This window comes from Microcoleus sp. AT3-D2 (assembly GCF_036705715.1).
Lineage (GTDB): Bacteria > Cyanobacteriota > Cyanobacteriia > Cyanobacteriales > Microcoleaceae > Microcoleus.
In genome coordinates, this window is sequence record NZ_JAUBVE010000005.1 from 134,725 (window position 1) to 158,968 (window position 24,244).

At 45.9% G+C, this 24,244-nt stretch carries 21 protein-coding genes and 1 pseudogene; 15 read left to right on the forward strand and 7 right to left on the reverse strand.

What is annotated here, in order from left to right; all coding sequences use genetic code 11:
• Positions 1-68 precede the first annotated feature (68 nt).
• Together QUB44_RS04080 and QUB44_RS04085 are read right to left on the reverse strand one after the other, a co-directional pair.
• Positions 69-1,427 carry an FAD-binding oxidoreductase gene (locus QUB44_RS04080; RefSeq protein WP_333363379.1) on the reverse strand — a complete coding sequence of 453 codons (1,359 nt, stop codon included), beginning with the start codon at positions 1,425-1,427 and terminating at the stop codon, positions 69-71.
• A gap of 135 nt (positions 1,428-1,562) precedes the next feature.
• Positions 1,563-2,312, reverse strand: a complete 750-nt coding sequence (locus QUB44_RS04085) for a class I SAM-dependent methyltransferase (protein ID WP_333363382.1) — start codon at positions 2,310-2,312, stop codon at positions 1,563-1,565.
• Positions 2,313-2,753: 441 nt separating this feature from the next.
• On the opposite strand from QUB44_RS04085, the pseudogene QUB44_RS04090 reads away from it, so the two are divergent.
• The 6 genes and pseudogenes from QUB44_RS04090 to QUB44_RS04115 form a co-directional block, all read left to right on the forward strand.
• Positions 2,754-4,073, forward strand: a pseudogene (locus QUB44_RS04090) (adenylate/guanylate cyclase domain-containing protein); the annotation flags it as partial.
• A gap of 390 nt (positions 4,074-4,463) precedes the next feature.
• A complete protein-coding gene (locus QUB44_RS04095; protein ID WP_333363385.1) occupies positions 4,464-5,876 on the forward strand; it encodes an adenylate/guanylate cyclase domain-containing protein in 1,413 nt (470 codons plus the stop codon).
• 214 nt (positions 5,877-6,090) lie between these two features.
• Positions 6,091-7,395: an adenosylmethionine--8-amino-7-oxononanoate transaminase gene (gene bioA, locus QUB44_RS04100; RefSeq protein WP_333363388.1), complete on the forward strand. Its 1,305-nt coding sequence runs from the start codon at positions 6,091-6,093 to the stop codon at positions 7,393-7,395.
• Positions 7,396-7,412: 17 nt separating this feature from the next.
• Entirely contained in the window at positions 7,413-8,456 is a 1,044-nt protein-coding gene (gene bioB / locus QUB44_RS04105; RefSeq protein ID WP_333363391.1) for a biotin synthase BioB, read from the forward strand.
• A 234-nt stretch (positions 8,457-8,690) separates the two neighbouring features.
• Positions 8,691-9,302 carry a class I SAM-dependent methyltransferase gene (locus QUB44_RS04110; RefSeq protein WP_333363394.1) on the forward strand — a complete coding sequence of 204 codons (612 nt, stop codon included), beginning with the start codon at positions 8,691-8,693 and terminating at the stop codon, positions 9,300-9,302.
• A 171-nt stretch (positions 9,303-9,473) separates the two neighbouring features.
• On the forward strand, positions 9,474-10,151 hold the full coding sequence (locus QUB44_RS04115) for an SDR family oxidoreductase (protein ID WP_333363396.1): 678 nt from the start codon (positions 9,474-9,476) through the stop codon (positions 10,149-10,151).
• A gap of 101 nt (positions 10,152-10,252) precedes the next feature.
• On the opposite strand, the gene QUB44_RS04120 is transcribed toward QUB44_RS04115, so the two are convergent.
• The gene (locus QUB44_RS04120; protein WP_333363399.1) at positions 10,253-10,732 is read right to left on the reverse strand and encodes a hypothetical protein; all 480 of its coding nucleotides are present in this window, start codon (positions 10,730-10,732) and stop codon (positions 10,253-10,255) included.
• Positions 10,733-11,179: 447 nt separating this feature from the next.
• Between QUB44_RS04120 and petN the strand changes: the two genes are divergently transcribed.
• The 4 genes from petN to QUB44_RS04140 all read left to right on the forward strand — a co-directional run bounded on the left by petN (position 11,180) and on the right by QUB44_RS04140 (position 12,517).
• Entirely contained in the window at positions 11,180-11,269 is a 90-nt protein-coding gene (petN, locus tag QUB44_RS04125; protein WP_071883976.1) for a cytochrome b6-f complex subunit PetN, read from the forward strand.
• A gap of 91 nt (positions 11,270-11,360) precedes the next feature.
• A complete protein-coding gene (locus QUB44_RS04130) occupies positions 11,361-11,954 on the forward strand; it encodes a DJ-1/PfpI family protein (RefSeq protein ID WP_333363402.1) in 594 nt (197 codons plus the stop codon).
• Positions 11,955-12,000: 46 nt separating this feature from the next.
• Positions 12,001-12,237: a DUF167 domain-containing protein gene (locus QUB44_RS04135; protein ID WP_333363405.1), complete on the forward strand. Its 237-nt coding sequence runs from the start codon at positions 12,001-12,003 to the stop codon at positions 12,235-12,237.
• 91 nt (positions 12,238-12,328) lie between these two features.
• Positions 12,329-12,517, forward strand: a complete 189-nt coding sequence (locus QUB44_RS04140; RefSeq protein WP_333048102.1) for a CsbD family protein — start codon at positions 12,329-12,331, stop codon at positions 12,515-12,517.
• Between the two features lie 110 nt (positions 12,518-12,627).
• Here QUB44_RS04140 and QUB44_RS04145 read toward each other — a convergent pair whose 3' ends face one another.
• The 3 genes from QUB44_RS04145 to QUB44_RS04155 form a co-directional block, all read right to left on the reverse strand.
• Positions 12,628-12,882, reverse strand: a complete 255-nt coding sequence (locus tag QUB44_RS04145) for a DUF4926 domain-containing protein (RefSeq protein WP_333363408.1) — start codon at positions 12,880-12,882, stop codon at positions 12,628-12,630.
• Positions 12,883-13,554: 672 nt separating this feature from the next.
• Positions 13,555-15,537 (reverse strand): calcium-binding protein, encoded by a 1,983-nt coding sequence (locus QUB44_RS04150; RefSeq protein WP_333363411.1) that lies wholly within the window; start codon positions 15,535-15,537, stop codon positions 13,555-13,557.
• 463 nt (positions 15,538-16,000) lie between these two features.
• A complete protein-coding gene (locus tag QUB44_RS04155; RefSeq protein WP_333039380.1) occupies positions 16,001-17,134 on the reverse strand; it encodes a cob(I)yrinic acid a,c-diamide adenosyltransferase in 1,134 nt (377 codons plus the stop codon).
• A 227-nt stretch (positions 17,135-17,361) separates the two neighbouring features.
• Between QUB44_RS04155 and fraC the strand changes: the two genes are divergently transcribed.
• The 5 genes from fraC (at position 17,362) to larE (ending at position 21,575) form a co-directional block, all read left to right on the forward strand.
• Positions 17,362-17,880 carry a filament integrity protein FraC gene (fraC, locus tag QUB44_RS04160; protein WP_333363414.1) on the forward strand — a complete coding sequence of 173 codons (519 nt, stop codon included), beginning with the start codon at positions 17,362-17,364 and terminating at the stop codon, positions 17,878-17,880.
• 5 nt (positions 17,881-17,885) lie between these two features.
• Positions 17,886-18,884, forward strand: coding sequence for a DUF5357 family protein (locus tag QUB44_RS04165; RefSeq protein WP_333363417.1), 999 nt, complete (start codon positions 17,886-17,888; stop codon positions 18,882-18,884).
• A 145-nt stretch (positions 18,885-19,029) separates the two neighbouring features.
• Positions 19,030-19,803, forward strand: a complete 774-nt coding sequence (locus tag QUB44_RS04170) for an ABC transporter permease (protein ID WP_333363480.1) — start codon at positions 19,030-19,032, stop codon at positions 19,801-19,803.
• A gap of 123 nt (positions 19,804-19,926) precedes the next feature.
• Positions 19,927-20,727, forward strand: coding sequence for a Uma2 family endonuclease (locus tag QUB44_RS04175; RefSeq protein ID WP_333363484.1), 801 nt, complete (start codon positions 19,927-19,929; stop codon positions 20,725-20,727).
• 20 nt (positions 20,728-20,747) lie between these two features.
• Positions 20,748-21,575 carry an ATP-dependent sacrificial sulfur transferase LarE gene (larE, locus tag QUB44_RS04180; protein ID WP_333363487.1) on the forward strand — a complete coding sequence of 276 codons (828 nt, stop codon included), beginning with the start codon at positions 20,748-20,750 and terminating at the stop codon, positions 21,573-21,575.
• A 479-nt stretch (positions 21,576-22,054) separates the two neighbouring features.
• Here larE and QUB44_RS04185 read toward each other — a convergent pair whose 3' ends face one another.
• Positions 22,055-23,920: a polysaccharide biosynthesis/export family protein gene (locus tag QUB44_RS04185; protein WP_333363490.1), complete on the reverse strand. Its 1,866-nt coding sequence runs from the start codon at positions 23,918-23,920 to the stop codon at positions 22,055-22,057.
• Between the last annotated feature and the right edge of the window lie 324 nt (positions 23,921-24,244).

Sequence of the window (24,244 nt, forward strand, 5' to 3'; positions counted from 1 at the left end):
CGCTTAGGCGGACTTCGTTTGTCTAGCAGCAATTTCAAGATCTGAATCTTATCTAAAAACCATCCCCCTTAATCCCGTTCCAACCACGCCCGCATTTTACCCGGATTAAGCAAACCGTAAGGATCTACCAACTTTTTAAACTGCAACTGTTCCACATTAATACTTTTCATCCCTCCATCTTCCAATATATAAGTGTGAGGATTAGCAATCAGTGCGCCTTGCTCTTCGTGATAGCGAATAATTTCATTTAGCCGTGATTCCGTAGTGTAGCGAACTATTTGCAAAGCCGCGGCGATCGCCCTGCCATTCATCCGCAAAAACTCCAAGTGCATCATCACCTCATCCCCATAAAAATTATACAGTTCCTCAATCAACTTCAAACCTTTATCTGGGGGAAAAATCGTCTGCAAATAAGTCAGAGACGGGTCAGCGCTGCGAGCGTGTAGAGTTGTATGATTCCAAGTAAATTCAGCAATTGCTGCACCTTTGCTCGCTGCTTGCGCGTTTTTTTGATAGCAAATTGTGCCGCCATATTCGCGCACCAAATCTTGCAGCGGTTCCAGACAAGATTCAGCTACCATTAACAAAGCGCAGTGCTTACCTTCAGGAATCTCCTCGCGGAAAGCAGCAAAATAAGCAGGAATCGGCCAAGCACAAACACAAATTAGTTTTTTGATAATTCCGTCAGCATCGCCCAAAGCTTGACCGAAGTTTGCCGCTGTCATAAAATCGTCAAAAGCGACGATGATTTCCGCCCAAGGATAAGCAGGGGCGAGGGGAATTTCTAACTCAGTAATAATCCCATTTGTGCCGTAAGCGTGATTGACTTTTTGCACTTCATCGCCGCGCAATTCGATGACGCGGGGCTCGTCTTCCATTGTAACGACTCGAACGGCATGAAGATTTCCCCGATCGCGCAATTGCCCGTAAGTTATCGAACCAATTCCCCCGCTACCGCCGCCGATAAATCCCCCAATCGTTGCGGTGCGATAGGTTGAGGGAACCATCCGCAATTCCCAACCAGTTTCTCGCGCTTGTTTGTCGAAAACCGACATTTTCACCCCTGGTTCTACGCAAGCTAAACCTGGTTTTATCCAGCGGATACTGTTCATTTTGCTGATATCTAAAATGACGCCGCCCTTGAGGGGAATGCACTGCCCGTAATTGCCCGTTCCTGCACCTCTAACAGTTAGCGGAATTTTGGATTTAACGCAGGCTGCAGCAATCCGCAAAACTTCGGCTTCGCTGGCCGGACGCACTACTAAATCTCCTGTTTTATCACTTAAGAGAGGTTGCAAAACTGGACTGAAGTGATAATAGTCTTGAGATAGCTTGACAACTTGCGCGCGATCGCTAATTATTTCAATTCCCGATAGTTCCGAAGAAAAAGCATCCCAGTCAATACTTTGAATCGCAGTTGCAGTCATTTTGTGTCCTCAATCCTGACAGTATTATATATTTTCTCAAGGCGAACTCAGTAACATAAAATACTAACTGCAATCTTTCTTTAAAAATCCTGGACGCACCTACATATATAAGTTCTGCGTCGCGGACTGCTTTTTTCAATTAACAAATCCCCCAAAGACTGCCATACCGTAGTATTTCCAAGGCACTGCAACAGTCTCAAATCCCGATGAGGCAAGCATTTCCAACTGTGCCGAAAGTGTAGCTAGGCGATCGGGATTAGAATACCCGTAAGAGACACTCGTCCCCACATTTGCCCGAATTTGTGCTAAGGTTTCCCCCTGATTTAGCGCCCAATCTTCTCGCGCCGCTTGATAAATATCTTTCATTGCTGCTGATTCTGCTAAAAGAGGGTCGGCATTCCAAAAACAGCCACCAGCATTTAAATTTTCGCGAATGCGTTGAAACAATTTCAACTTCATCTCATCCTCAAGATGATGAATTGCCAGAGATGAAATGCAAGCATTGAATTTATCGCCCAAGCCTGAGAAATTTGGGTTGTTCGCCCATTCTCCAAAGTCCATTTCTATGCCAGTCCACCGGGCTGCGTATCCTGCCGACTCTATTTTGGCGCGGGCAAAATCAAGCATTCGCGGCGAGTAATCGACAGCCACTATTTCCGCAGACGGGTAGCGTTTGAGAACTTTTAAAGTAAGTTCCCCCGTACCGCAGCCTAATTCTAAAATGCGGTGGTTTGTGTTAGCAATGCAGCCTACTACTACATCCAGCATTTCGTCATATTTAGGTAAAAGTCGCCGAATGCCGGTATCAAAATTGGCAGTATTGACGAAAACTTCTCCGGGAAAAATTTCGTTGCGCGCAACTGAGGCAGTAGAGTCAGAATTCACGATCGCCAACCATAGACTACAATTGCTATCCTAACCTAGATACAGCAAAAATTGCATGAAGTAGGGACACGGCACTGCCATGTCCTTACCTGATATCTCAACTGAAAAGCGTTATAAAGTTATGCGTACTTTTACGGAGAACCCCAACACTCGCTGTAAATAACAATAAACAATCCCTTGCACTACGCCGTCTGGGTTTAGCCCGACGCCGACAAAGCGACTTGAAAAAGCAGTGTTATGTTAGTAGTGCATAAATTCCAATCAAGATTCAACCTCACACTTGAGGATACCATGCGCCAGTTGATTTCTCGAATTCGGGCTGCCATCAGCCAATTAATTTATAAGCGAATTCTCTTTGCGGTGACAATTTTATTTTGTGTAGGTGTAGGAGTAGCGATGGCAAATATGTCTCGTCTTTCCTCCACCCTAATTGAATCGCAAGCCCTCCAAAATGCCACCCTCTATGCCCAAGCAGTTAAAGAAGCCCGCACCCTTTACAGTTCCGATGTTGTTAATCCTCTAAACACCGCTAAAGCAATTAACTTTACCCACGACTATAACCCGACAAAAGTAACAGTTCCCGTACCAGCCACTTTCTTAATAGAACTGGGCAACTATATCACCAATAAAAATCCCGAAGTATCACTTCGTCTCTACAGCGACTACCCGTTTCCCTGGCGGCGAAAAGAAGGCGGAGCCAGAGACGATTTTGAACGGCAAGCTATTACCTATTTGACAAAAAATCCGACACAAAAATTTTTTCGCAGTGAGGATTATCGCGGCAAGCCAGCCTTTAGATATGCCGAAGCGGATATTCTAACTCCTAGCTGCGTTAACTGTCACAATACTCACCGCGACAGTCCTAAAACTGATTGGAAAGTGGGAGATGTGCGGGGAATATTAGAAATTACTCAACCTCTCGATACCATCACTCAAAATACTCGCAACGAACTGAAAAACCTGTTTTTACTGTTAGTAGGACTTTCAATTTTAGGGGTGACAGGATTAACTTTATCTATCAGCAGGTTGCGCCAAAATGCTAAACAATTAGAACAGCGCGTCAGGGAACGCACGGCACAATTGCAAGAAACTAATGTAGAATTGCTGAAAGAACAGGAAAAGAGCGATCGCCTGCTGCTCAATATTTTACCCGAATCCATTGCTGCCAAGCTAAAAGACGGCCAAAGCAGTATTGCTGACGGCTTCGCCGAAGTCACGATTTTGTTTGCGGATATCGTAGGCTTTACCGTGCTTTCAGCACAAATATCTCCCGAAGAATTGCTCAAGTTCCTCAACGAAATTTTTTCAGCCTTCGATGGTTTAACGGAAAAGTATGGGTTGGAAAAAATCAAAACAATTGGAGATGCTTACATGGTAGTGGGAGGTTTGCCCAACCCCAGCACCAACCACGCCGAAAGCATTGCGGAAATGGCTTTAGATATGCAGGAGGAATTAGCAAAATTTAATGCCAAACATCATGCAGGAATTAACATTCGCATCGGCATCAATACCGGGCCTGCAATTGCGGGGGTTATTGGCACTAAAAAATTCATTTACGACCTCTGGGGCGATGCCGTCAATACAGCAGCCCGCATGGAATCTCACGGGATTGCCGGCGCGATTCAAGTCACACAATCAACTTACGATATCTTGAGAAATAAGTATCTGTTTGAAGACAGAGGAATTATCCACATCAAAGGTAAGGGCGATATGAATACTTATCTGCTTGCAGGCAGGTTAGTCAGCGCAGTTTCGGTTTAATTTGTTTATTATATTACTAAGGGGTATGCTAGTTAGTCCGGAGTCAGTCAATTTTAGATTTTAGATTTTAGATTTTGGATTTTAGATTTACTGCACAGGTGAATCTGGGAGCTTGAACTTTGGTCTAAAATTTTTATATATCCACGAGTTAAGTCGGGGGCTGGTATCCGTTTTTGGGCGGGTCATCAGTCATTAGCCGTTAGTGCTTAGCCAAGAAGTAACGCTTAATGGCTGCTGGCTGTTGACTACTGACAATTACAGGAATTACACAGGAGATTTGAGAACCCGGTTTCTGCGCGGTTGCTTCGTTGACACACCCAAAATTGATTACCAGAAACCCGGTTTTTTTTCCTATGTCCTACATTAGCCATTTGCAAAATAGTAAATTTTATGCGATCGCGGATTTTATCATTCTTGAAATTTTTCCAATCTCGCTTGTCTAGGCAAATAGCTTTGTGGGTATTTGCTAGCATTCTGGTCATAGAAGGAATTATTTTAGTTCCCTCTTATTTTCGGCGAGAAAATGAACTTTTAAGCCAACTGGAACAAGTATCTCGGGCGACAGTTGATTCCCTAGAATTTTTGCTTCAACAAGATATTTCCGATCGCACTTTCTTGCAAGAAGAAGTGAAAAATATTACTAAGGATTCTCAAGTAGTGCTAGGACTATCTATTTACCAAGCTAACGGTGAACTAATATATACACTTGGCGAACGGCCAGAAATCAGTTTAGAGCAACTAAAAGAATCTCGTATAGTTCACAATCACAATTTCGATGGCCAGAGGTACGATATTGCTTGGACGGAGCGACATTTGGGAGGCGATTACATCTTAATTGTTCGCCACGATGCTTCCACCGTTCAGCCGGAACTATACGCATTTATCGCACGGATTGCTGTTCTAGTCATCATTATATCAGCCTTTGTCACTTCTGTGACTATGTTCTTTTTAGGGGTGACAGTAATTGCACCTATTTTGAGATTGCGCGATGACTTGATCGCTGCTGGAGACGCTTTGAGCAAAGATCGAAAACAACCTGATTTCTACTCTCTGTCTGTCATGCGCGATGACGAGTTGGGAGAACTCATGGTCGCATTCAATCAAATGTTTCACCGAGTATACAAGGAAATCGCACAGCGGAAACAAGCTGAGGAAATATTGCGCGCCGAACAAGAAAAGTCGGAACGTTTATTACTAAATATCTTACCGGAAATGATTGCCGATCGCCTAAAACAAGGTCAGATAAATATTGCGGACGGATTTGCCGAGGTTACGGTTTTGTTTGCTGATATTGTGGGCTTTACCGAAATATCTTCGCGCACGTCTCCTGAAGAATTAGTCGAGTTGCTTAACAAAATTTTTTCATCTTTCGATCGCTTAAGCGAAGAATACGGCTTAGAAAAAATTAAGACGATCGGCGACAATTATATGGTAGCAGGCGGTTTGCCGCTTCCCTGTACAAATCACGCCGAATCTATTGCAGAAATGGCTCTGGAAATGCAGCAAGAAATTATGAAATTCCGCGATGAATGCGGTAAACCTCTCAATATCCGGATTGGCATTAATACTGGGCCTGTTGTAGCAGGTGTCATCGGCACTAAAAAGTTTATTTACGATTTGTGGGGAGATGCTGTGAATACAGCAAGCCGCATGGAATCTCAGGGGCTTCCGGGTAAAATTCAAGTTAGCAGCTCAACTTATGAGTTGCTGTGCGATAAGTATTTGTTGGAAAAGCGCGGTAAAATTAATGTTAAAGGCAAAGGATCTATGACGACTTATTTGCTGAAAGGCAGAAAATTGTAACTTACAATTTTAACCTTCGCCGGGGAATACGTGGTATGGGGGCTGACGTTGCAGAGCAGCCACCCTCGACACCAAAATAGATTTTTTTTAACGAACCGCGAAGACGCTAAGGAGGCGAAGGAAGAGAAGAAGAAAGAATCAAAAATAAAAAGTTCATAAGTGAGTTAAATTTGATATATTAAAAGGCGACTTGATATTAGTTGTATGGGTAAAAATGACGACGAATAAGGAACAGAATTCTGCTAGTTCACCGATTTGGCAGCCCTTCACACAAATGAAAACGGCTGCCCCGCCACTGAAGGTAATTCGTGGCAAAGGATCGGTGCTGGAATTAGCAGACGGGCGACAAATTCTCGACTGCATTTCTAGTTGGTGGGTGACTGTTCACGGGCACAGCCATCCGGTTCTGGCTGAGGCTCTTTATGAACAAGCCCAAAAGTTAGAACACGTAATCTTTGCCGGATTTACTCACGAACCTGCCGAGAAACTTGCGAGTAAATTGCTAACTCATACGCCTGCTTCTTTAACGCGAATTTTCTTTTCTGATAACGGCTCAACTGCTGTTGAAGTGGCTCTGAAAATGGCATTTCAATATTGGCGCAATCTCGGAGAAACTAACCGCACTAGCTTTATTAGTTTTGAGGGAGGTTATCATGGCGATACTGTGGGCGCGATGTCTGTTGGCAGAAGTTCGCTGTGGTGGGAATCTTTTGCACCTTTAATGTTTGCTGGGGATGTTGTTCCTTTTCCCGAGACTTTTGACGGCGATGAGGAGGTGGAAAGCAAAGAGGCGGCGAGTTTGGATAAATTGGAGTTTTTGTTAAAGCATGGCGGCTATGCGGGAATTTTTATCGAACCTTTGGTGCAAGCTGCTGGGGGAATGCGAATGTGCCGCCCTGAGTTTTTGCAGGCGATCGCACAACTTGCCCGCCAGTTTAATGTATTGTTGATTTACGATGAAGTAATGACTGGTTTTGGTCGCACGGGCGAACTGTTTGCCTCTGTTAAATCTGCAACAAAGCCAGATATCCTGTGTTTGTCTAAAGGATTGTCTGGCGGCTGTTTGCCAATTGCTGTCACAATGGCATCGGAGGATATTTATCAAGCTTTCTGGCGAGATGAATCGGACAAAGCTTTTTTTCACAGTCATTCTTACACCGGAAATCCCTTAGCTTGTGCGGTGAGTGTAGCATCCTTGGAGCTTTTGGAGCAAAACCCAAATGTGTATCAAGGGATGGAAAAATTGCACCGCCAATATCTGAATCAATGGCTGAGAAATCACCCTAAACTCGAACGGATTCGGACTTGCGGCACCATCGCAGCAATGGATGTGAAAACGGAAAGCGTTTCCGGTTATTTTAATGACATTGCTCCTGTATTGAAAGCTAAATTTCTCGAAGCGGGGTTTTTGCTCCGCCCCTTGGGAAATACGCTTTACTTGATGCCTCCCTACTGCATTTCGCCTGATGAACTAGAATCGATTTATCTGGTGATTCGTCAGGTTTTGGATACTCTGTAAACCCTTTAATTTTAGTAATGAATTTACCCAATTGGAACGATTTGGCTGACGACGCGCTGGCGGGAAAATGTATCTCTCGCGAGCAATCTTTAGCCGTATTGCGCGCACCGGATGAGGTTTTGCTGGAACAACTAAACGCAGCTTATCGGGTGCGCCGCCACTACTGGGGAAACCGAGTCAGGCTGCACTATTTGTTAAATGCTCAAAGTGGTCTTTGTCCTGAAGATTGCCATTATTGTTCTCAGTCAAAAATTTCGACTGCGGAAATTGAAAAATATCCGCTTTTAGCTAAGGAGAAAATTCTGGATGCCGCCCAACGTGCAGCAGACTTAAAAGCAGGTACGTTTTGTTTGGTGATTTCGGGCCGCCAACCTAGCGCATCTACTTTCGATCGCGTTTTGGATGCTGTCGAGACTGTGAAGGCAAATTATAACCTGAAAATTTGTGCTTGTTTGGGATTGTTGAGCGAGGAACAAACTCATCGTTTGGCAAAAGCTGGAGTCGATCGCGTAAATCACAATCTTAATACTTCCGAATCATATCATACGGACATTTGCACAACTCACACTTTTGGCGATCGGGTTGAAACCGTCGAACACGTAAAAGCAGCGGGTATCACAACTTGTTCCGGCGGAATTTTGGGGATGGGCGAATCGGATGATGATGCGATCGATTTAGCGCTTTCGCTTCGCAAGTTGGGCGTTACTAGCGTGCCGGTCAACTTTTTCATTCCGATTCCCGGCACACCATTTGCAGATGTGAACAGGTTAACTCCCCGCCAATGTTTGCGAATTCTCTGTTTGTTCCGATTTTTGCTTCCCAGTCAAGAAATTCGGATTGCTGGGGGACGGGAGGTGCATTTGCGATCGCTGCAACCTCTCGGACTTTACCCCGCTAATTCTATCTTTGTTGGCGATTATCTGACAACTCCCGGACAAAGCGCCAATCAAGATTGGGACATGATTCGAGATGCGGGATTTGCGATCGAATCCCCCGAAGATTCTCTCTTAGAAGTTGATTCAGCAGTTACCAAATCCGAACAAAAAACCCTGGTTGTGTAACTCTTATAGCAGTTTTCAATCGGATTAAATAGAGTAGGACACGGCAGTGCCGTGTCCCTACCCAATATCTCTACTTCACGCTTACGAATGGGGAAGAGAAACCTGGTTTCTGAGGTAGCAAATGCGTAAGCCTTAAGTTCTTAGTTTGTAGCCAGAAACCCTTATTCTAAGGTTGACATTCTTCAATCTAAAATCTAAAATCTAAAATCTAAAATAATACAAGAGGGGGAAATTGTGGACAAACGCGAAGAAATTACGATCGCAGAATACCAGCTAACTGCCGAATCTTTCCGAGAAGGAACTTGGCATCACGACGTATCCCAAAATCGATCCGCACTGACGGCTGCTATGCCCCGCAATCCCGGTAAAATTCTCGATATAGGATGCGGGCCGGGACGAGATTTAGTAGCCTTCAAGAGCCAAGGACACACAGTTGTAGGCTTAGATGCAACTCCGGCTTTTGTAGAAATAGCAAAAGAGTTATCCGGATGCGAAGTTTGGCAGCAATCTTTTCTGAATCTCGACTTGCCAAATGGAGAATTTGACGGTATTTTTGCCAATGCTTCCCTGATTCACGTTCCCAGCGACGAGATGGTGAAAGTGCTGCAAAATTTGCACAAAGCCTTAGTTGTTAACGGTGCAATTGTCATGTCAATGTGCCGGGGAAATTGGGAGGGATACGACGATAGACCAACGGGAAAACGCTATACTGCCGGATGGGAATATCATACTTTAGCGCCGTGTTTAGAACAAGCGGGATTTGCAATTGTCAATCACTACTATCGCCCCCCTGGCTTACCGCGCGAAGCTCAATCTTGGGTAGTAATAGTGGGCAAAAAACTCTAACGTAAATGGGAAATAGGCAATCGGTAATTGCCAATCATTCCCCTCTCTTCCTCTGCGCCCTCTGCGCCCTCTGCGGTAAAAAAAAACTAATTAAAAAATTTACAGAGGATTGTTGTATACTGTTCCACAGTCAAAACAACCAATTTCTGCACAACTTAAAACACAATTAATATGACCGAGAAATCCCACATTTTTTTAGCGGGTGCTAGCCGAGGCGTAGGCCTAGAAATCGCGAAGTTGTTGGTAGAACAAAAGATGCAAGTAACTGCACTTTTGCGATCGCCCGCAACCAGCACCGAATTAGAAGCAATGGGCATCAAAGTCGTGACTGGCGATGCTTTGGATGCTGCCGCTATGGAAGCTGCGATGGCTGGCGGCGATCCAATTCATGCCGTAATCACCACAATTGGCGGCTTGCCAAAAGATGGAGAAAGATCCGATTATTTGGGCAACAAAAACTTGATTGATGCGGCTGTCAAAGCAGGCGTGCAAAAATTTATTTTAGTTTCATCCATCGGCAGCGGTAACAGTGCCGCTGCTTTGCAACCGCAGGTTTTGGAAACTTTGGGCCCGGTCTTAATTGAAAAGGAAAAAGCCGAAAATCATTTGATAGAAAGCGGGATGATTTATACCGTGATTCGTCCGGGCGGACTCAAATCGGAACCTGCAACAGGCAACGGTATTTTAACAGAAGATTGTCTAGTTGCTGGAACTATTCACCGGGCGGATGTAGCGCAGCTAGTTTGCCAGTGTTTAGTTTCTGAGGCTGCTAACAATAAAGTTTTGTCGGCGGTAGACAGGCAAATGCTTTACGGCAATCCAGAATTTGAGGTATTAACTTTCAGTTAAATACCCAAACCTCAAAAAACACAAAAACCTGTAGGGGCGGTTTAAACGAACAATACAAAACTTCCGCCCTTTGCAGATTTTTGTACAAAACCCGCCCCGACTCAAGAATCGAAAGGCTTAATCCACGATCGCCCGATCGCCCAATCCAAAACCAAACCCGCGATCGCAAACAATACTACACTCTCGGCACCGCGAACAGCAAACGGCAATAACTCCTGTAGGGCGGGCATCTTCCCGGGTTCAAAAAACAATCCAGCATCCAGTTGTCCAAAAGCCCGCACCAACCCAAAAGCCAACACCGCACCAGATTTAAGCTGCGGGTTAACATCTCGGCGAATCGCATAGCGGTAAGTCACGCCGAACAAAAAACCGCCCAAAAGTGCGATCGTCCCTCGGGCGGCAAAATTTAGGTCAATTTCCCTTACCTGCAAACTCGCCAGAGAATCCAGCCTATCCGCTAGAATTAAGCTATTACCAAGGGCGAGCGCCCCAAAACCCAGCAAACAAGACAAAGCAGCAACACTCCCTGCCTTCAAAGATTCTACCCGTTCAGCGGCACTAAAATTTGACGAGTCGTTCACGGCGCCCTCATTCTTAAAATGGCTCAAATTGACTTATCATCAGAAAACTGGGTAGAAACCTCGTCCTTTTAGGACGGCTTTATATTACAATATAATTGGTCAACGACCCACCCGAGACGATGGATCAAACAGCCTATACGAGCGAAGTTCAGCCTTGTGCTGGCGGCGAAGCAAAATCGGTAGACCGGGAAAAGAGGATAGGGCAATGGTAAACATCCCTAGAATCAAAACTACGAAGAATTCCGTTTGGTATTTGATACGTAAAAACCGCAGGGCTTGCGGGGTTAGTCTGTGGAGCGAACATAAGACCAAATCTCTTTTAGGGTGGAGGCAGTGGCGAAGAAGCAGAAATTCAAATCGTGAGGTTTGGGAATCCTCGTACCTTCAGGTCGGGGTGGATGTCAAAAGGTTTGGAGTCACTTTGTACAGTTTGTTCAATAAATAGCTATGGATATTTTGTCACTCGGTTGGGTTTCGGTGCTAGTTCTGTTCTCCTTCTCAATTTCAATGGTCATTTGGGGACGCAACGGTTTCTAGATTCCAGAATAGCTTGCGGGGCCAGCTTTTTCACTGCCCCGCATTTTTTTTTATCCTATTTAACACAATCAAAATAACAGGAGTTAGAAACATGACAGCCAAAAAAATCTTAATGTTAGTCGGCGACTTTGTAGAAGACTACGAAGTAATGGTACCTTTCCAAGCACTGCAAATGGTAGGTCACACCGTCCACGCCATCTGCCCGAACAAAGCTGCAGGCCAAACAATTCGCACCGCTATTCACGATTTTGAAGGCGATCAAACCTACAGCGAAAAACCCGGTCACAACTTCACTTTAAACGCGACTTTTGACGAAATCAACCCGGCAGACTACGACGCTTTGGTTATCCCCGGAGGACGCGCCCCAGAATACATCCGCCTCAACGAACAAGTGCTGCAAATTACCCGCTACTTTGCCAACAGCAAAAAGCCGATCGCATCTATTTGTCACGGCTTACAGGTTCTAACAGCAGCCGGCGTACTCGAAGGCAAACGCTGCACCGCATACCCCGCTTGCAGCCCCGACGTACTCCGGGCCGGCGGCAAATATACAGAAGTTCCCGTTACCGAAGCCGTAGTCGATGGCAACTTAATTACAGCCCCCGCGTGGCCGGCTCATCCTAACTGGCTGGCTGAATTTCTGAAAGTTTTGGGAACGAAGATCGAACATTTAGATAGTCATTAGTTATTAGTCATTAGTCATTAGTTATTAGTCATTAGTCATTAGTCACATGAAAATTTTCACAGTCAAAGTTAAACCGAATTCCAAACAGCAAAGCATCGCAGAACAACCCGACGGCAGCCTCACAATACATCTCAAGTCGCCGCCAGTCGAGGGTAAAGCCAATCAAGAATTAATCATGCTGTTGGCCAAAAAGTTTAAAGTGCCGAAATCTGCGATCGGCATTAAATCAGGTCTTTCCTCGAAAAATAAACTTGTCGAAGTTGCGATCGAACCTTTAACTTAGAAATAAAGGTAATAACAAATCTATCTTAAGAGAGATACAGACTCAACTTTAAAATCATATATTAATAGTTGTAGAGTTAGAATAAAAAAATATGAGCATTGAAAATAGAGTCGAAGCCACAGCGAAGAATATTGAAGGCAAAATCCAAGAAGCTGTTAGCGAAGTTACAGGCAATCAGAAAGATAAATTAGAAGGTCAAGCCAAGCAAGACCAAGCATCAGCAATTCACCTGAAAGAAGACCTCAAAGATAAAGCCAAAGAGATTGTAGACCGAGCTTAGTAACTGTCTTCGCTACAAGTTTCCTGCCTACTAAATCCCGCAAACGATATGTTTGCGGGATTTTTTTAGAGATACTTTTTGTAGATTATAAAGATTATTGCTGGCAAAATTCATCGGCTAACTGCCCCTACAGATTCTAGTAATTCATAATGCAAAAGCATTAATTTTGTGGCGAGAATTGTTTCCATTGCATAAGTTGTGCCATCTTGATGAGAAAATTCTACCTCAAAAGCACTGCCATCAAATTTCATCACAACTGTTCCTACTTGTCCTTTATATAATTTAATGATTTGTTTTGTTTCAAAATGGGTTACTTCTAAATCTTCTGTTAAAGCAACAATATCTAGGTCTTTAATTGTTTTCATTATTTTCACCTCACTTTGTGACTTGGCTGGGGGGGATTTATCAAGATTAGTCCTGGAGGCCGAAACCGGATTTTTACCGAAATACTGCATCCCGGCTTTTAACTAGGAGTAAAAAACCCGGTTTCTTTGGTTCTGATGCGTCAGTTCTAAAGATTATTGGCGCGTGGCAAAATTCACCTGTGAACCCGCCCCATGCCTCATTTGATTGGCGATTTTCGATTAAAATTACCAATCATATCAAATCTATTAGCATCGGAATTATTCCTATCTCTATTCTCTTCATCGGCCTGAATCCGCGTCAATCCCTTGTCATCTGCAGTTAATACATTCTCTTTTTTTCATCGCAGATGAGGGCAGATAAACACAGATTAACGCAGATGAATTAGATCAATTCCGGTTGCACCATCCGTGATAGTTGACTGTTGATTGTTGACTGATGACAATCTAAAATCTAAAATCTAAAATCTAAAATCTAAAATCGATTGACTGTTGACTGGATTTTACTATTGGGATGCTACCGGAATTGATATCAATCTAAAATCTAACATTGTCCCATGCTCATGCCAATAAAAAAGCCAGGGATGGATCTCCCCAGCTCGAAACATAGCACAATTAGTTTTGAGAGTTGGTAGGGCGATGTTTCACAATCGACCCCACCCTCTTTTACCCAAATTAAATTAGGGTAATGTCAGCAGCCGTAATGCCCGGTCTGCCATTCAGAATTGCCAGCGTAACTACTCCGTCAGCAGTACCAACACCGTTAGAGTCATATCCTAGTCGTCCAGTTGAATTTTCATAAAAGACGAACGGCTCTGACGCACCCGCCCCGGCTGGACCAAAACTGCTGTTGTACTCCCCACTCTCAAGCGCCAAGAACGCCTGCGAAGAAAGTCGATTGGTATTTGGCACTACCCTCAAGTTGGGGAAGCCGTTGGAGCCATTGATTTGGAAGATAAACTTGTCTTGGCCGATCGTAAAATCGCCGATTTGGTCTACGTTAGTACCCACGGCGCCCTCGCCGAAGTTGTTGTAGTAGAAGCTGTCATTACCCAATCCGCCAATCAGGGTGTCAGCACCAGGGCCGCCGCCGAGAGAGTCGTTACCGTCGCCGCCGAATAAATTGTCGTTCCCAAAGCCGCCCAGCATCGTGTCGTTTCCAGCGCCGGAATTTAAGGTATCGCCCCCGGCTCCTCCGAGGGAGTCGGTAGCATTGAATGAGTCGCCGAACAGGATGTCATCCCCGTTACCAGTAGTGATCACATCAGTGCCGTTGCCACCAATAATGAAGTTGCTGCCTAAGGTATCGCTAATCAAGTTAACGACTGTGCCGCTAAAGGTGACGCCGCTAGCGTAGGAGATGAAGTCGTTACCCGCAACGTTGCCAATCACGCGATCGCGCGCGCTGCCAAAGATGATGGTGTCACTTCCCTCGCCACCGTTCATGAGGTTGGTGACGGTGAAGCTGCTGCCAGTAGTAGGATTGGTGTAGCCAATTAACAGATCGCCGCCGAGTCCGCCTTCGAGAGTAATCAAAGCCGTACCAGTACCAGCAAAAAAGGCCTTGGTAGCATCGATAGTATCGTTGCCATCTCCACCGGCTGCATTAGTAAAGGTACCGCTCAGGCTGTCGTTGCCTTCACCGCCGATCATTGTATCCGTCACAAAAGCTGCAACGATCGTGTCATTGCCTACTCCGCCGTCGAGCAAGTTGCGACCCGCGAAGCCTGGAAATGAACTGGAGGCGCCTACGCTCGACAGTACATTCGGCACCGACGCCGACACGATGAAATCATCGCCTTCACCTCCCAACGCGGTATCAGAAAAGGCAAAAACGTTGATCGTGTCGTTACCGTCGCCGCCGTCAAAGAAGTTTCGGCCGCCGCCAAACTCGCCGATCCCGCCTATGAGAGTATCGTTGCCGCCACCACCAATCAAGGTGGTTCTCTCAATTCCGATCGTGATGACGGCGGTAGCAAATGGGCTGCTTTGGGTACTGTTGGTAATGACTAAGATGTCGTCGTCAAGATCGCCCGACAGGTAGCTGTTGCTGGCCACACCTCGTAGCGTGTCGTTGCCTCTACCGCCATAAAGACTGTCTCTTACATTGATACCTACAACTAAGTCGTCGCCCAAATCACCCCGCAAGAAGTTGCTGCCTTCATTGCCACTGAAGCCAATACCCAAACCACCGTCTAAAGACAGGTTGTTGCCACCGTCTGCGATGAAGAAGCCGATCTTGTCATTGTCCTTACCGCCGTAGAGGGAGTCTGCTCTCTGCGCCCCTCCCAGCATCGTATCTTCGCCCTGATTACCAAACATCAGGTTAGCTTCGACAGTACCTTGGAGGATGTCTTCTCCCTCGCCGCCGGCCAGGGTAGCGCGGGCTTCAGCGACTATGGTGTCTGAGCCTGCGTCGCCAAACAGCAAAGCCGGAGTGCGCTGAGATCTGATTGAATCTTCGTCGTCGCCGCCGTATATGGTATCGTTCGGGCCAACTGAAATCAGAGTATCGTTATCGCCTTGGCCAAATATTAAGCTGCCGCCCAGGGTGGAAGTTCTAATGAAATCCGCCCCCTCTCCGGCGAATACTGTATCCGGCCCTAGTCCCGGAAGGTTTAAATCTAGTTGATTAGGATTGTCATCTAACGTTGTCATAAAGCTTCACTCCTCTACTTGTTGGTCATCGCTGGTGCGACTACAGACACTGCCTAGAACACCGAATGTTTGGATTCCGCTGTAGTTTAACCTGTTTGCCAGCCGCAAGTCTAGCCTACTGGCGTTAACCCTGTCTAGACTTTCTCCCTCGCGGATTTTTTGCTTGTAAGCTTTTATTTTCAAAGTCTTCACCCTTTAATAATCCTGGTGCACTGTCTCAGGTGCTCACGCTCTATAAGACGCGGCTCATATTCTTAATGTTCCATTCTGGATTGGCGGTCGGGGATCGCGTCCGGGGGAGGAAATTAAAGATTAAAAAAGGCAGATCTGGGTGATCCCGAAGACAAGGGAAATTGGGAGATTTGTTACTTGGTAACAAGGCTTTGTGGCAATTTCCGGTTTTCCAGGCAGGGCCGTCATTTAATAATTCTGGCCCGGATTGAACTTGGTACCGCTCCGGGCTTTAAAAGTCTACGCCCCGCTTTAGTTCTACGCCCCGATCGCCGTAGTGTTTGTGACAGTATACCTCGGAGTGTACGCTTGCCAAGTCAAAGTAAGCGTGGGGTTTGTGGCAGCGCCCGGTGATAATAATTTCTGTATCCCGCGGCTTGCGTAGCAGGGCTTCGACGATCGGCTCTACTGGCAGCAGCTCTAAGTCTACTGTGGGATTGAGTTCGTCGAGAATAATCGTTTTGTACCAGCCGCTGGCGATCGCACATTTGGCGATTTCCCAGCCGCGTTCTGCTTCGATGCAGTCTAACTCTTGCTGTTGCCCCCGCCAAACTATAGCATCTCGGCCGCACCGCTGGTGGTCTACTAGCTGCGGGTAGCTTTGCCGCAAAGCTGCGATCGCCGCATCTTCTGTATAACCGGTGCCACCTTTGAGCCATTGCACGATTAACACCCGGTGAGATTGGTCTTGACTGATACCCCTACCTATTGCCTGCAAAGCTTTGCCCAAAGCGCTCGTAGACTTGCCTTTCCCCGCTCCCGTGTATATTTCAATACCGGAAATATGATGCTCTGCCGCTGCGGGGTGATAGTGGGGCTTCATTTCTGAGTGTAAGTCGGCAATCTCCAGCAAAGCTTCGGGGGCCGCTCGGCCTGTGGCAATGACTTCTAAATATTCTGGTTTGTTTTTGAGGGTTTGGACTACTTCGTCAACTGGCAGCAAACCCAAGTCCAATACGGGGTTTAGTTCGTCTAGTACCACGACGGAATAGAGCTCGCTGGCGATCGCTCCTTTGGCGATATCCCAGCCTCGCTGAGCTTCGGCGCGATCGAAGCGGGTGATTGCTTCGGCCCCAAAATATTCGGCTCTGCCGGTACGCACTTGGTCGATCAAGTGCGGAAATGCCCGCTGCAAGGCTTCTATTGCCCCATCTTCGTCGTAGGAGCGGCCGGGGCCTTTGAGAAAGCGCAGCAACAAAACTCGCGTGGGCGAGTCAGAATTGATACCCAGCCCGATCGACCGCAACACTACCCCCAAAGCTGCCTGAGACTTGCCTTTACCAGCGCCGTCGTAGACGTGAATCTGACCCGCGGCGCGTTCCGACCGGGATGAGGCTGTCCGAATACCAATGCCATTCCTTACCATAATCAGCAGTTGTTTGAGTCTGTATCGGGGTGGGTATTCGATCGCGCGCCTTGAATGTTTAATTTTTCCATTCTGTTGGCGGATCTCAACAGATTATACGATAACTTCTAACCCCCAATCTTTTAAGCAGCGATTTAACGGAATCAGGTGCTCAAACCTCCGGTTAAGATTATTCCGTTTGTGCTGTACAATTAAAATTTAACACGGACTGATATACCTAAAGGCTTATGATTGCGAGTGTTTTCCCATTTCGGACTATTTTGGTGCAAATTTTAATTATGTTTTTGGCGATCGCGATCGAATCGTGGTTTTTGCAAAAACTACTTAAACTCGGTCCCAAAACCAGCATTGAATATACAGCCATCCTCAATCTCTCTTGCACTTGCGTAGGCTGGTTAGTTTTCTTCGGCATTGAAAGCGTTCTTAGCAAAGAATTGCGGGAACAGCTTATCGGTTATATTTTATTAGGACGTGGGGATAATGTTTACCCTCCAATAACTATGATAGCCCTCTCAGTATTAGCAGTAACTTTTCTAGCTAAATGGCAGGGATTAGAATTCATAGAAAACATGGTTTCCGGCAATAAAAAAGCTTCCAAACCTCAGTTTTTAGGACCACCAACCCTCACTCGCCGTCCTCCCCAAAAAAGTTTTCAAGTAACTACCCAGTTTGGGGGAATTTTAATCGCCCACACTGTTAGCAATGTTGTTATTTTAACCGTGTTGTTTTTGCAAAGCGTGTATTGAAATTTATGATGAAGCAATTTTTTGATGCCACTCAGCAACTCACTAAGCTGACCAACAACCTTTGGGAAACCAATAAAAAAATCCAAAAGGCGATGATTCCGCCTAGAGTTGTCCACTGGAAGACGCCTTTACTGCTCAGCATCTTTTTAGCTTTGCTGTCGGTGGCTGCCGTCACTGACTGGCGGACAAGAACTCTGCTTTTTGACATGAGCTGGTTATTGTTTACACTTTCAATGGGTTTGCTGACCAGCCAGAAACCTTTTGTGATTAAAGGAGTAAGTCTGAGCCCGTGGGTGACAAGCATCTTAATTGGCTTGTGGTTACTGATAAGATTGCCGTCGGATAGGAAGGAAATAGCATGGATATCCGGCCCACTTATAGCAGTAGTAGTTCTTGCTATCATACAGATTTGGAAGAGCGAGTCAAAACGGGAAGGTATCAGGTCGTTGGTGCGCCCTCAGTTTTTGATGATTACCCTAGTTCACGTGTTGTTTTCCTGTTGGTTTGGATTTCACTTTTTAATTCAAGGTTGGATAGAACAGTATCCGAGCGTTTTATCTCAGGATTTAAGGCAAAGCGATTATGTGGTGACATTTCAACAGCCAACTATTAATCGCTCCCGAGGAGTTGTCATCCTCAATGAAATGGAGCGATACCTGCGAAATGAAGCCCGCACAAAACCGTGGGCGCAGGTAGAGCAAATGTTAATAGATATTGACAACGAGCGATTTTTTCTGCGGAATGAAGCCTTAGGAACAACTGGGGTAGTCGCAGAAGATGCGAGGTGGGATGTCAAAACTTCGATCGTCCAAGGAGAGTCCCGCTATCAGTTAGAGATGCAGGCAACTTGGCTGGGAGTGGTTTTTAGACCGGAAATATATTCGTTTACCAAATCTTGCGAGGTGTTCGAGATAGCCAATAGGGCGACCGTAACCTGCGATGCCATCAAACGCTCTCAACCCGGACAGAAAAAAGATGGAACGGCGGGGGACAGTCAAGTTTGATTCTGTCTGTGTTAACTAATTGCGATCGGTATAGCGGGAGAGTGGGAGAGTCTGAGAGTCTGAGATGGAAAAAATCCTTTTTCTTCCTTCTTCCTTCTTCCTTAGACTAAAGTGTGGCGAAAGTTTCCAGCGGGTTAATAACTAAATGAATTTGAGAAGAATCTTCACAGTCGCGACCAATGTATTTTGGGAAGTAATTCGCGATCGCATCCTTTACTTAATTATTATTTTTGCTCTGTTGATGGGCGCCTCGGTACGGTTGATACCGGAATTGGCGGCGACAACCGAAAAGAAAATTATCTTAGATGTCGGTTTGGCTGCTATGAGCCTCCTCGGTCTAATTGCCACAGTCTTTGTGGCTACCGGACTGGTCAACAAAGAAATTGAAAAGCGGACTGTTTATCTGTTAGTTGCCAAGCCGATAAGTCGGGCTGAGTTAATTGTGGGCAAGCACTTAGGGCTGTCGGCGGTGCTGGCCGTGCTTGTAGCAGCAATGACTGTTATCTATCTGGCTATTCTGAGTTTGAGCCGCATTCCTTTCCCTTTGGGAAGCATTTTAATCGCTTCGCTGTTTATCTGGTTTGAGCTGTGTCTCATGGCTGGTGTCGGGATTTTATTTGGGGTGTTCAGCAGTTCGCTGTTGGCAACTTTACTGACATTTGGCGTTTATTTGATGGGACATTCGACGCGGGATTTAGTGGCTTTGGGCAAGTTAACTAAAAATCCTGGTCTTGAACAATTGATGATGGGACTTTATCTGGTTTTGCCGGATTTAGCCAGATTCAATTTGAGAAATGATGCTGTTTACGGACAAGTTCCTTACTTGGCAGGTTTGATTACAGATGCTGGCTACGGTTTGCTGTATGTGGTGCTGCTGTTGTCAATTGCGATCGCCATATTTTCCCGTAGGGAATTTTAAAACGCGCCTTCGCTACTTTCAAAAGTGTGAGTATATCAAATTATTAAGCTAAAATATAAAGGAGGCGATCACTCAGAAATCTCGACTAAAACTAAAATTTTTATTGGTAAAAGGAGGTGACTTATGACTGCTATAATTCACAAACCGATATCACAGCTAAAAATTACCTGGCGCCTGCTTCCCAATGAATTTATCCTACCAGACGACCCTGTAGACGATATAGACCATCCCTTGCTAGCTAACGGTGTGCGCCAGTCTGTAGTGGATTCCCCGGAACTAATGCAAGACGCACTGATAGTTTCTAATTTTGCTTTGTGCGCTGCTGTGGACGATCGCACTATTTGCAAAGCCCCAGACTGGATGTACGTGCAGCCAGTGCAACCTTGGCATCACAACTATCCCCGCCGCAGTTACACGCCTCATACCGAAGGAACAGTGCCTTTTGTAGTGATGGAATTTCTATCAGCTACTTACGGCGATGAATACTCTGTCGAACACACCGAAGAAATCGGCAAGTGGCTTTTTTACGAACAAGTAATCAAAGTTCCTCGCTATGTCATTTTTCGACCGCATACAGGCAGAATAGAAGTTTATGCGCTTGAATCAGAGCGTTATGACAATCAAAAGCCTGATGAAAACGGCCGTTATTTAATACCTGGATTAAATCTATTTTTGGGAGTGTGGCAGGGAACTCGCGAAGGTAGAACAGGATATTTGCTGCGCTGGTGGACGGAGGGTGGAGAACTGCTTTTGTGGCCGGAAGAAAGAGCAGAAAATGAACGCCAGCGGGCAGAAAATGAGCGCCAGCGAGCCGCTCGCCAACAGCAAGACAAAGAGTTAGCCGAGACGCTGCTGGAACACGAAAGACAGCGAAATCAAGAACTTTTGGCTCGATTGGCAGCCCTCGGTATCGATCCAGAATAGCAGTAATAAAAGTTGAAATCATGTTAGTCGAAAAACTCGAACAATTAAAAGCTATCTTCGCGCAGATGGAACGGGCTTTGATTGCCTACTCCGGCGGAATTGACAGCACTTTGGTGGCAAAAATCGCTTTTGACGTGTTGGGCGATCGCGCTTTGGCAGTGACGGCAGTTTCGCCGTCTTTACTGCCAGAAGATTTAGAAGATGCGCGCATTCAAGTAGCAGAAATTGGCATTGCCCACCAGGAAGTAGAAACTCAGGAAATGGCCAATCCAAATTATACTTCTAACCCGGTTAATCGCTGCTATTTCTGCAAAAGCGAACTGCACGATACTTTGAAACCCCTAGCAGTAGCAAAGGGTTATCCTTATGTGGTGGATGGGGTGAATGCTGATGATTTAAAGGATTATCGTCCCGGAATTCAGGCTGCGAAGGAACGCGGCGCGCGATCGCCTTTAGCAGAAGTAGGCATGACTAAATTTGAAGTGCGGCAATTGGCAAAAGAATTGGGTTTGCCTTGGTGGGACAAACCGGCTCAACCTTGTTTGAGTTCGCGCTTTCCTTACGGCGAAGAAATCACCGTTGGAAAGTTGCAAAGAGTGGGGCGCGCCGAACGATATTTGCGACAGTTGGGACTGAAAAATTTGCGAGTGCGATCGGATGGAGATACGGCCCGCATTGAGTTACCTGCAGAGGAGATTCAGGAGTTTGTGGTAAATACGGATTTGCCTGCATTAGTCGCGGTGTTTCAGGAGTTTGGTTTTGTGTACGCGACTTTGGATTTGGAAGGGTTTCGCAGTGGCAAATTAAATCAGGTTTTGCAGTCGCATTTGTTGCAGGCAAAAGGTTGATTAATTTTCCAGAATACAAAAAATTTCTCATGATTGATGTAGTTTGGGACATGGACAAAGGAGAACAATGTCAATCGAACCTTTACCTTTGTTGATGTAGCAACTTATACCTTTCAATACTCGAATTGTTAGGATTAGAGGACTTACGCAAAAGTAACGTATTTCTGTCGCCCAGCGAACTCAGTGAAGCAATCTCAAAGTGGCGTTGCTTAATCAGGGTATGAAAAAAATAAGTTGAAAATCCCCAAGCTTTGTCGCTACTGGTTTCTCTGACGGGCCGATTTAGCATTTCATACCATAAATCAGCAACGCCTAGGAAGTTTGCGGTAGATTTGGGATGTGCCATGTAATAGCAAATCCGGTTTTAATACCCCCTTTATTTCTTAGTCCCTCTTTGCTCGGACTTCGTTTGACTCTATCCAGCGGTTTCAACCGCCGATTCATAAAGAGGGTGGCTAACTTTCAACCCCCGAGTCTGATCAAGGAGTAGTTGGCTGAATTTGCTGTGGCTGCATTTGCTGCTGCTGATTTTGGAGCTGAAGTTGCTGCTGTTGGATCTCGAGTTGCCGATTCTCAAGATCTATTTGCCGCTGCCTGTCTTCGAGTTGCAAGCGTCTGTCTTCAAGTTGCAGCAATCTGTCTTCAGCTTGCCGCTGTCTTTCTTCACGTTGTATCTCTCTTTCTAGGAGTCTGTCTTCACGTTGCTCTTGTCTGTCTTGACGTTGTTCGCGAAGCTGTCTGAGCTGATTTCGCCGCTCGAAATCGCCTCCCAAAAATAAGTTTTGAAAAGCGTTGATAGTTGCTTGAAACCCAGTAAAAACCCCGCTAACAGCGCTGATCCCCGTTGCAACTCCTGTTATTGGCTGCAAAAAACTGTTGATATTGTCTCCCACCCTAGCATAGCCCGATCGCGCTACCAGAATCACATCGTCGTTGCGGAGAGTGGGGTTATTGTCAGGATTCAACGCTTGAGCAAAATCCACCTCGATCGTGCGCCGAGAAACAGTACCATTGGGGTTCAATCGCAATAGTTCTACCTTATCTTTTTTAGCCCGCAATTGATTGAAACTGCCTGCGGTTAGCAAAGCTTGGTGCAGGGAGGTACTAGGCCGCACCTGCAAAGCGCCAGGCCTAATTACTTCTCCTACAATATTGATGCTAATCGCGTTCGGAGAAAAACTACTATTTGCGACTTGAGAAACTTCCGCTAAGTCTACAGTAGCTGCTGTCGGGATAATTACGCTATCTCCTTCTTGCAGCAAAATATCTTGAGTTGCGTCGCCTTTTTGCAGCAAATCCCACAGATTTACCATGATAGTTTGTTCGTTGCCACCTCTGACTCGGCGACGGATTTGCACGCGGCGAATGTCGGCTTCTGTAGTGATACCACCAGCAATTTTCAGTGCTCTAGTTATTGTTGGTAAGCCCACAACTGCTCCTTGCTGTTGGTCGATTGATACAAAACTCAACTCTGTTTGTTGGTTGCTCGATCGTACATCCGAAGCAAATACAGTATAAGGCCCCGGCCGGTTTACTTCTCCGACAATTACCACGCCAATTGGTTTAGTAATATCAGCGGAAAAATTAGCACTGGCTCTTTGACGGACTTCTTGAGTATTCAGGGAGCTTGCTGTCGGTACAAAAATTGTATCTCCATCTCGGATCGTGACATCTTGACGCAAATTTCCCGTGTCTAAAAAATTCTGCAAATCAACAGTAGTAACCTGCTCCGGCCCGCCTCTGCGGGAACGACGAATTTGAACATTTCGCATATCTCCTGCTGATGTCACCCCTTGTGCAAGTTGCAGCATTTCCATCAAAGTCGGGAATTTTACTCCTCCTCCTTCTCTAGTGGGATTAATCTTGTAGGAACCCGGGCGAGTAACTTCACCGGCAAGACCTATATTTAGGGGGCGAGCGACGACCAGAGTCACGGTAACAACGGGAACATTGATGAAGGGTTCGTATCGCCTGGTAATTACGTTAGCGGCTTGTTCCAGCGTCAACCCTTGAATTGAGACGCTACCAATGATTGGCAAATTGAGCGTCCCGTCAACTAACACTTGATATTCTCTGCTGAATTCAGGGACGCCGAAGATCTCTAAAGCAATGCGATCGCCCGACCCTAAAGTATAAGCTGCTTCTTGTGTCAGCGAACCAGAATTGCCGCTCGGCGGCAAACTCGAGCCCGGAGGTGGCGGAGGCGGTACTCTCGGTTGGTTTGGGTTCCTAGCGGGCGCAGGATTTCTGACGGCAGGCAACTGAGCTATACTGGGCAGCGAACTCAATAGCACCAGGAGTGCTGACAAACTCAGACTTGTAGCGGTTTGAATGGTATGTTTCATCTTTCTTTCCTGGTTGCAGCCTGCCATTGAACAAGAGCAATTTAGCTAGTGGATTTTAGTTTATTTTCCCTGCTGTCCAGTGTAGCCTCGCTTCGCTGCAAAATCCACAAGTGCAAGCATAAAAATTGTACGATCGCACTTAACTATTTTGCCCCTTTTTTGTAAAGAAAGTGTAAAGCCCGCCCACTGTTCTCAGGATTAGGATCTCGTTTGAGCAAAATTCTTCGTACATAACTCGCGATACAAAAGACCTCTTGCGAAAGTCTCAGGCGAGCGCTAATTTATCTTCAAAGAAAGTTCATAATTATAAATACCAGCAATCAA

Bases quoted from the DNA above. Each gene is read 5' to 3' on its own strand.
- QUB44_RS04080 (WP_333363379.1), bottom strand. From the start codon at position 1,427: ATGACTGCAACTGCGATTCAAAGTATTGACTGGGATGCTTTTTCTTCG.
- QUB44_RS04095 (WP_333363385.1), top strand. From the start codon at position 4,464: ATGCGATCGCGGATTTTATCATTCTTGAAATTTTTCCAATCTCGCTTG.
- bioA (WP_333363388.1), top strand. From the start codon at position 6,091: ATGACGACGAATAAGGAACAGAATTCTGCTAGTTCACCGATTTGGCAG.
- bioB (WP_333363391.1), top strand. From the start codon at position 7,413: ATGAATTTACCCAATTGGAACGATTTGGCTGACGACGCGCTGGCGGGA.
- QUB44_RS04115 (WP_333363396.1), top strand. From the start codon at position 9,474: ATGACCGAGAAATCCCACATTTTTTTAGCGGGTGCTAGCCGAGGCGTA.
- petN (WP_071883976.1), top strand. From the start codon at position 11,180: ATGGATATTTTGTCACTCGGTTGGGTTTCGGTGCTAGTTCTGTTCTCC.
- QUB44_RS04130 (WP_333363402.1), top strand. From the start codon at position 11,361: ATGACAGCCAAAAAAATCTTAATGTTAGTCGGCGACTTTGTAGAAGAC.
- QUB44_RS04135 (WP_333363405.1), top strand. From the start codon at position 12,001: ATGAAAATTTTCACAGTCAAAGTTAAACCGAATTCCAAACAGCAAAGC.
- QUB44_RS04140 (WP_333048102.1), top strand. From the start codon at position 12,329: ATGAGCATTGAAAATAGAGTCGAAGCCACAGCGAAGAATATTGAAGGC.
- QUB44_RS04145 (WP_333363408.1), bottom strand. From the start codon at position 12,882: ATGAAAACAATTAAAGACCTAGATATTGTTGCTTTAACAGAAGATTTA.
- QUB44_RS04150 (WP_333363411.1), bottom strand. From the start codon at position 15,537: ATGACAACGTTAGATGACAATCCTAATCAACTAGATTTAAACCTTCCG.
- QUB44_RS04155 (WP_333039380.1), bottom strand. From the start codon at position 17,134: ATGGTAAGGAATGGCATTGGTATTCGGACAGCCTCATCCCGGTCGGAA.
- fraC (WP_333363414.1), top strand. From the start codon at position 17,362: ATGATTGCGAGTGTTTTCCCATTTCGGACTATTTTGGTGCAAATTTTA.
- QUB44_RS04165 (WP_333363417.1), top strand. From the start codon at position 17,886: ATGATGAAGCAATTTTTTGATGCCACTCAGCAACTCACTAAGCTGACC.
- QUB44_RS04170 (WP_333363480.1), top strand. From the start codon at position 19,030: ATGAATTTGAGAAGAATCTTCACAGTCGCGACCAATGTATTTTGGGAA.
- QUB44_RS04175 (WP_333363484.1), top strand. From the start codon at position 19,927: ATGACTGCTATAATTCACAAACCGATATCACAGCTAAAAATTACCTGG.
- larE (WP_333363487.1), top strand. From the start codon at position 20,748: ATGTTAGTCGAAAAACTCGAACAATTAAAAGCTATCTTCGCGCAGATG.
- QUB44_RS04185 (WP_333363490.1), bottom strand. From the start codon at position 23,920: ATGAAACATACCATTCAAACCGCTACAAGTCTGAGTTTGTCAGCACTC.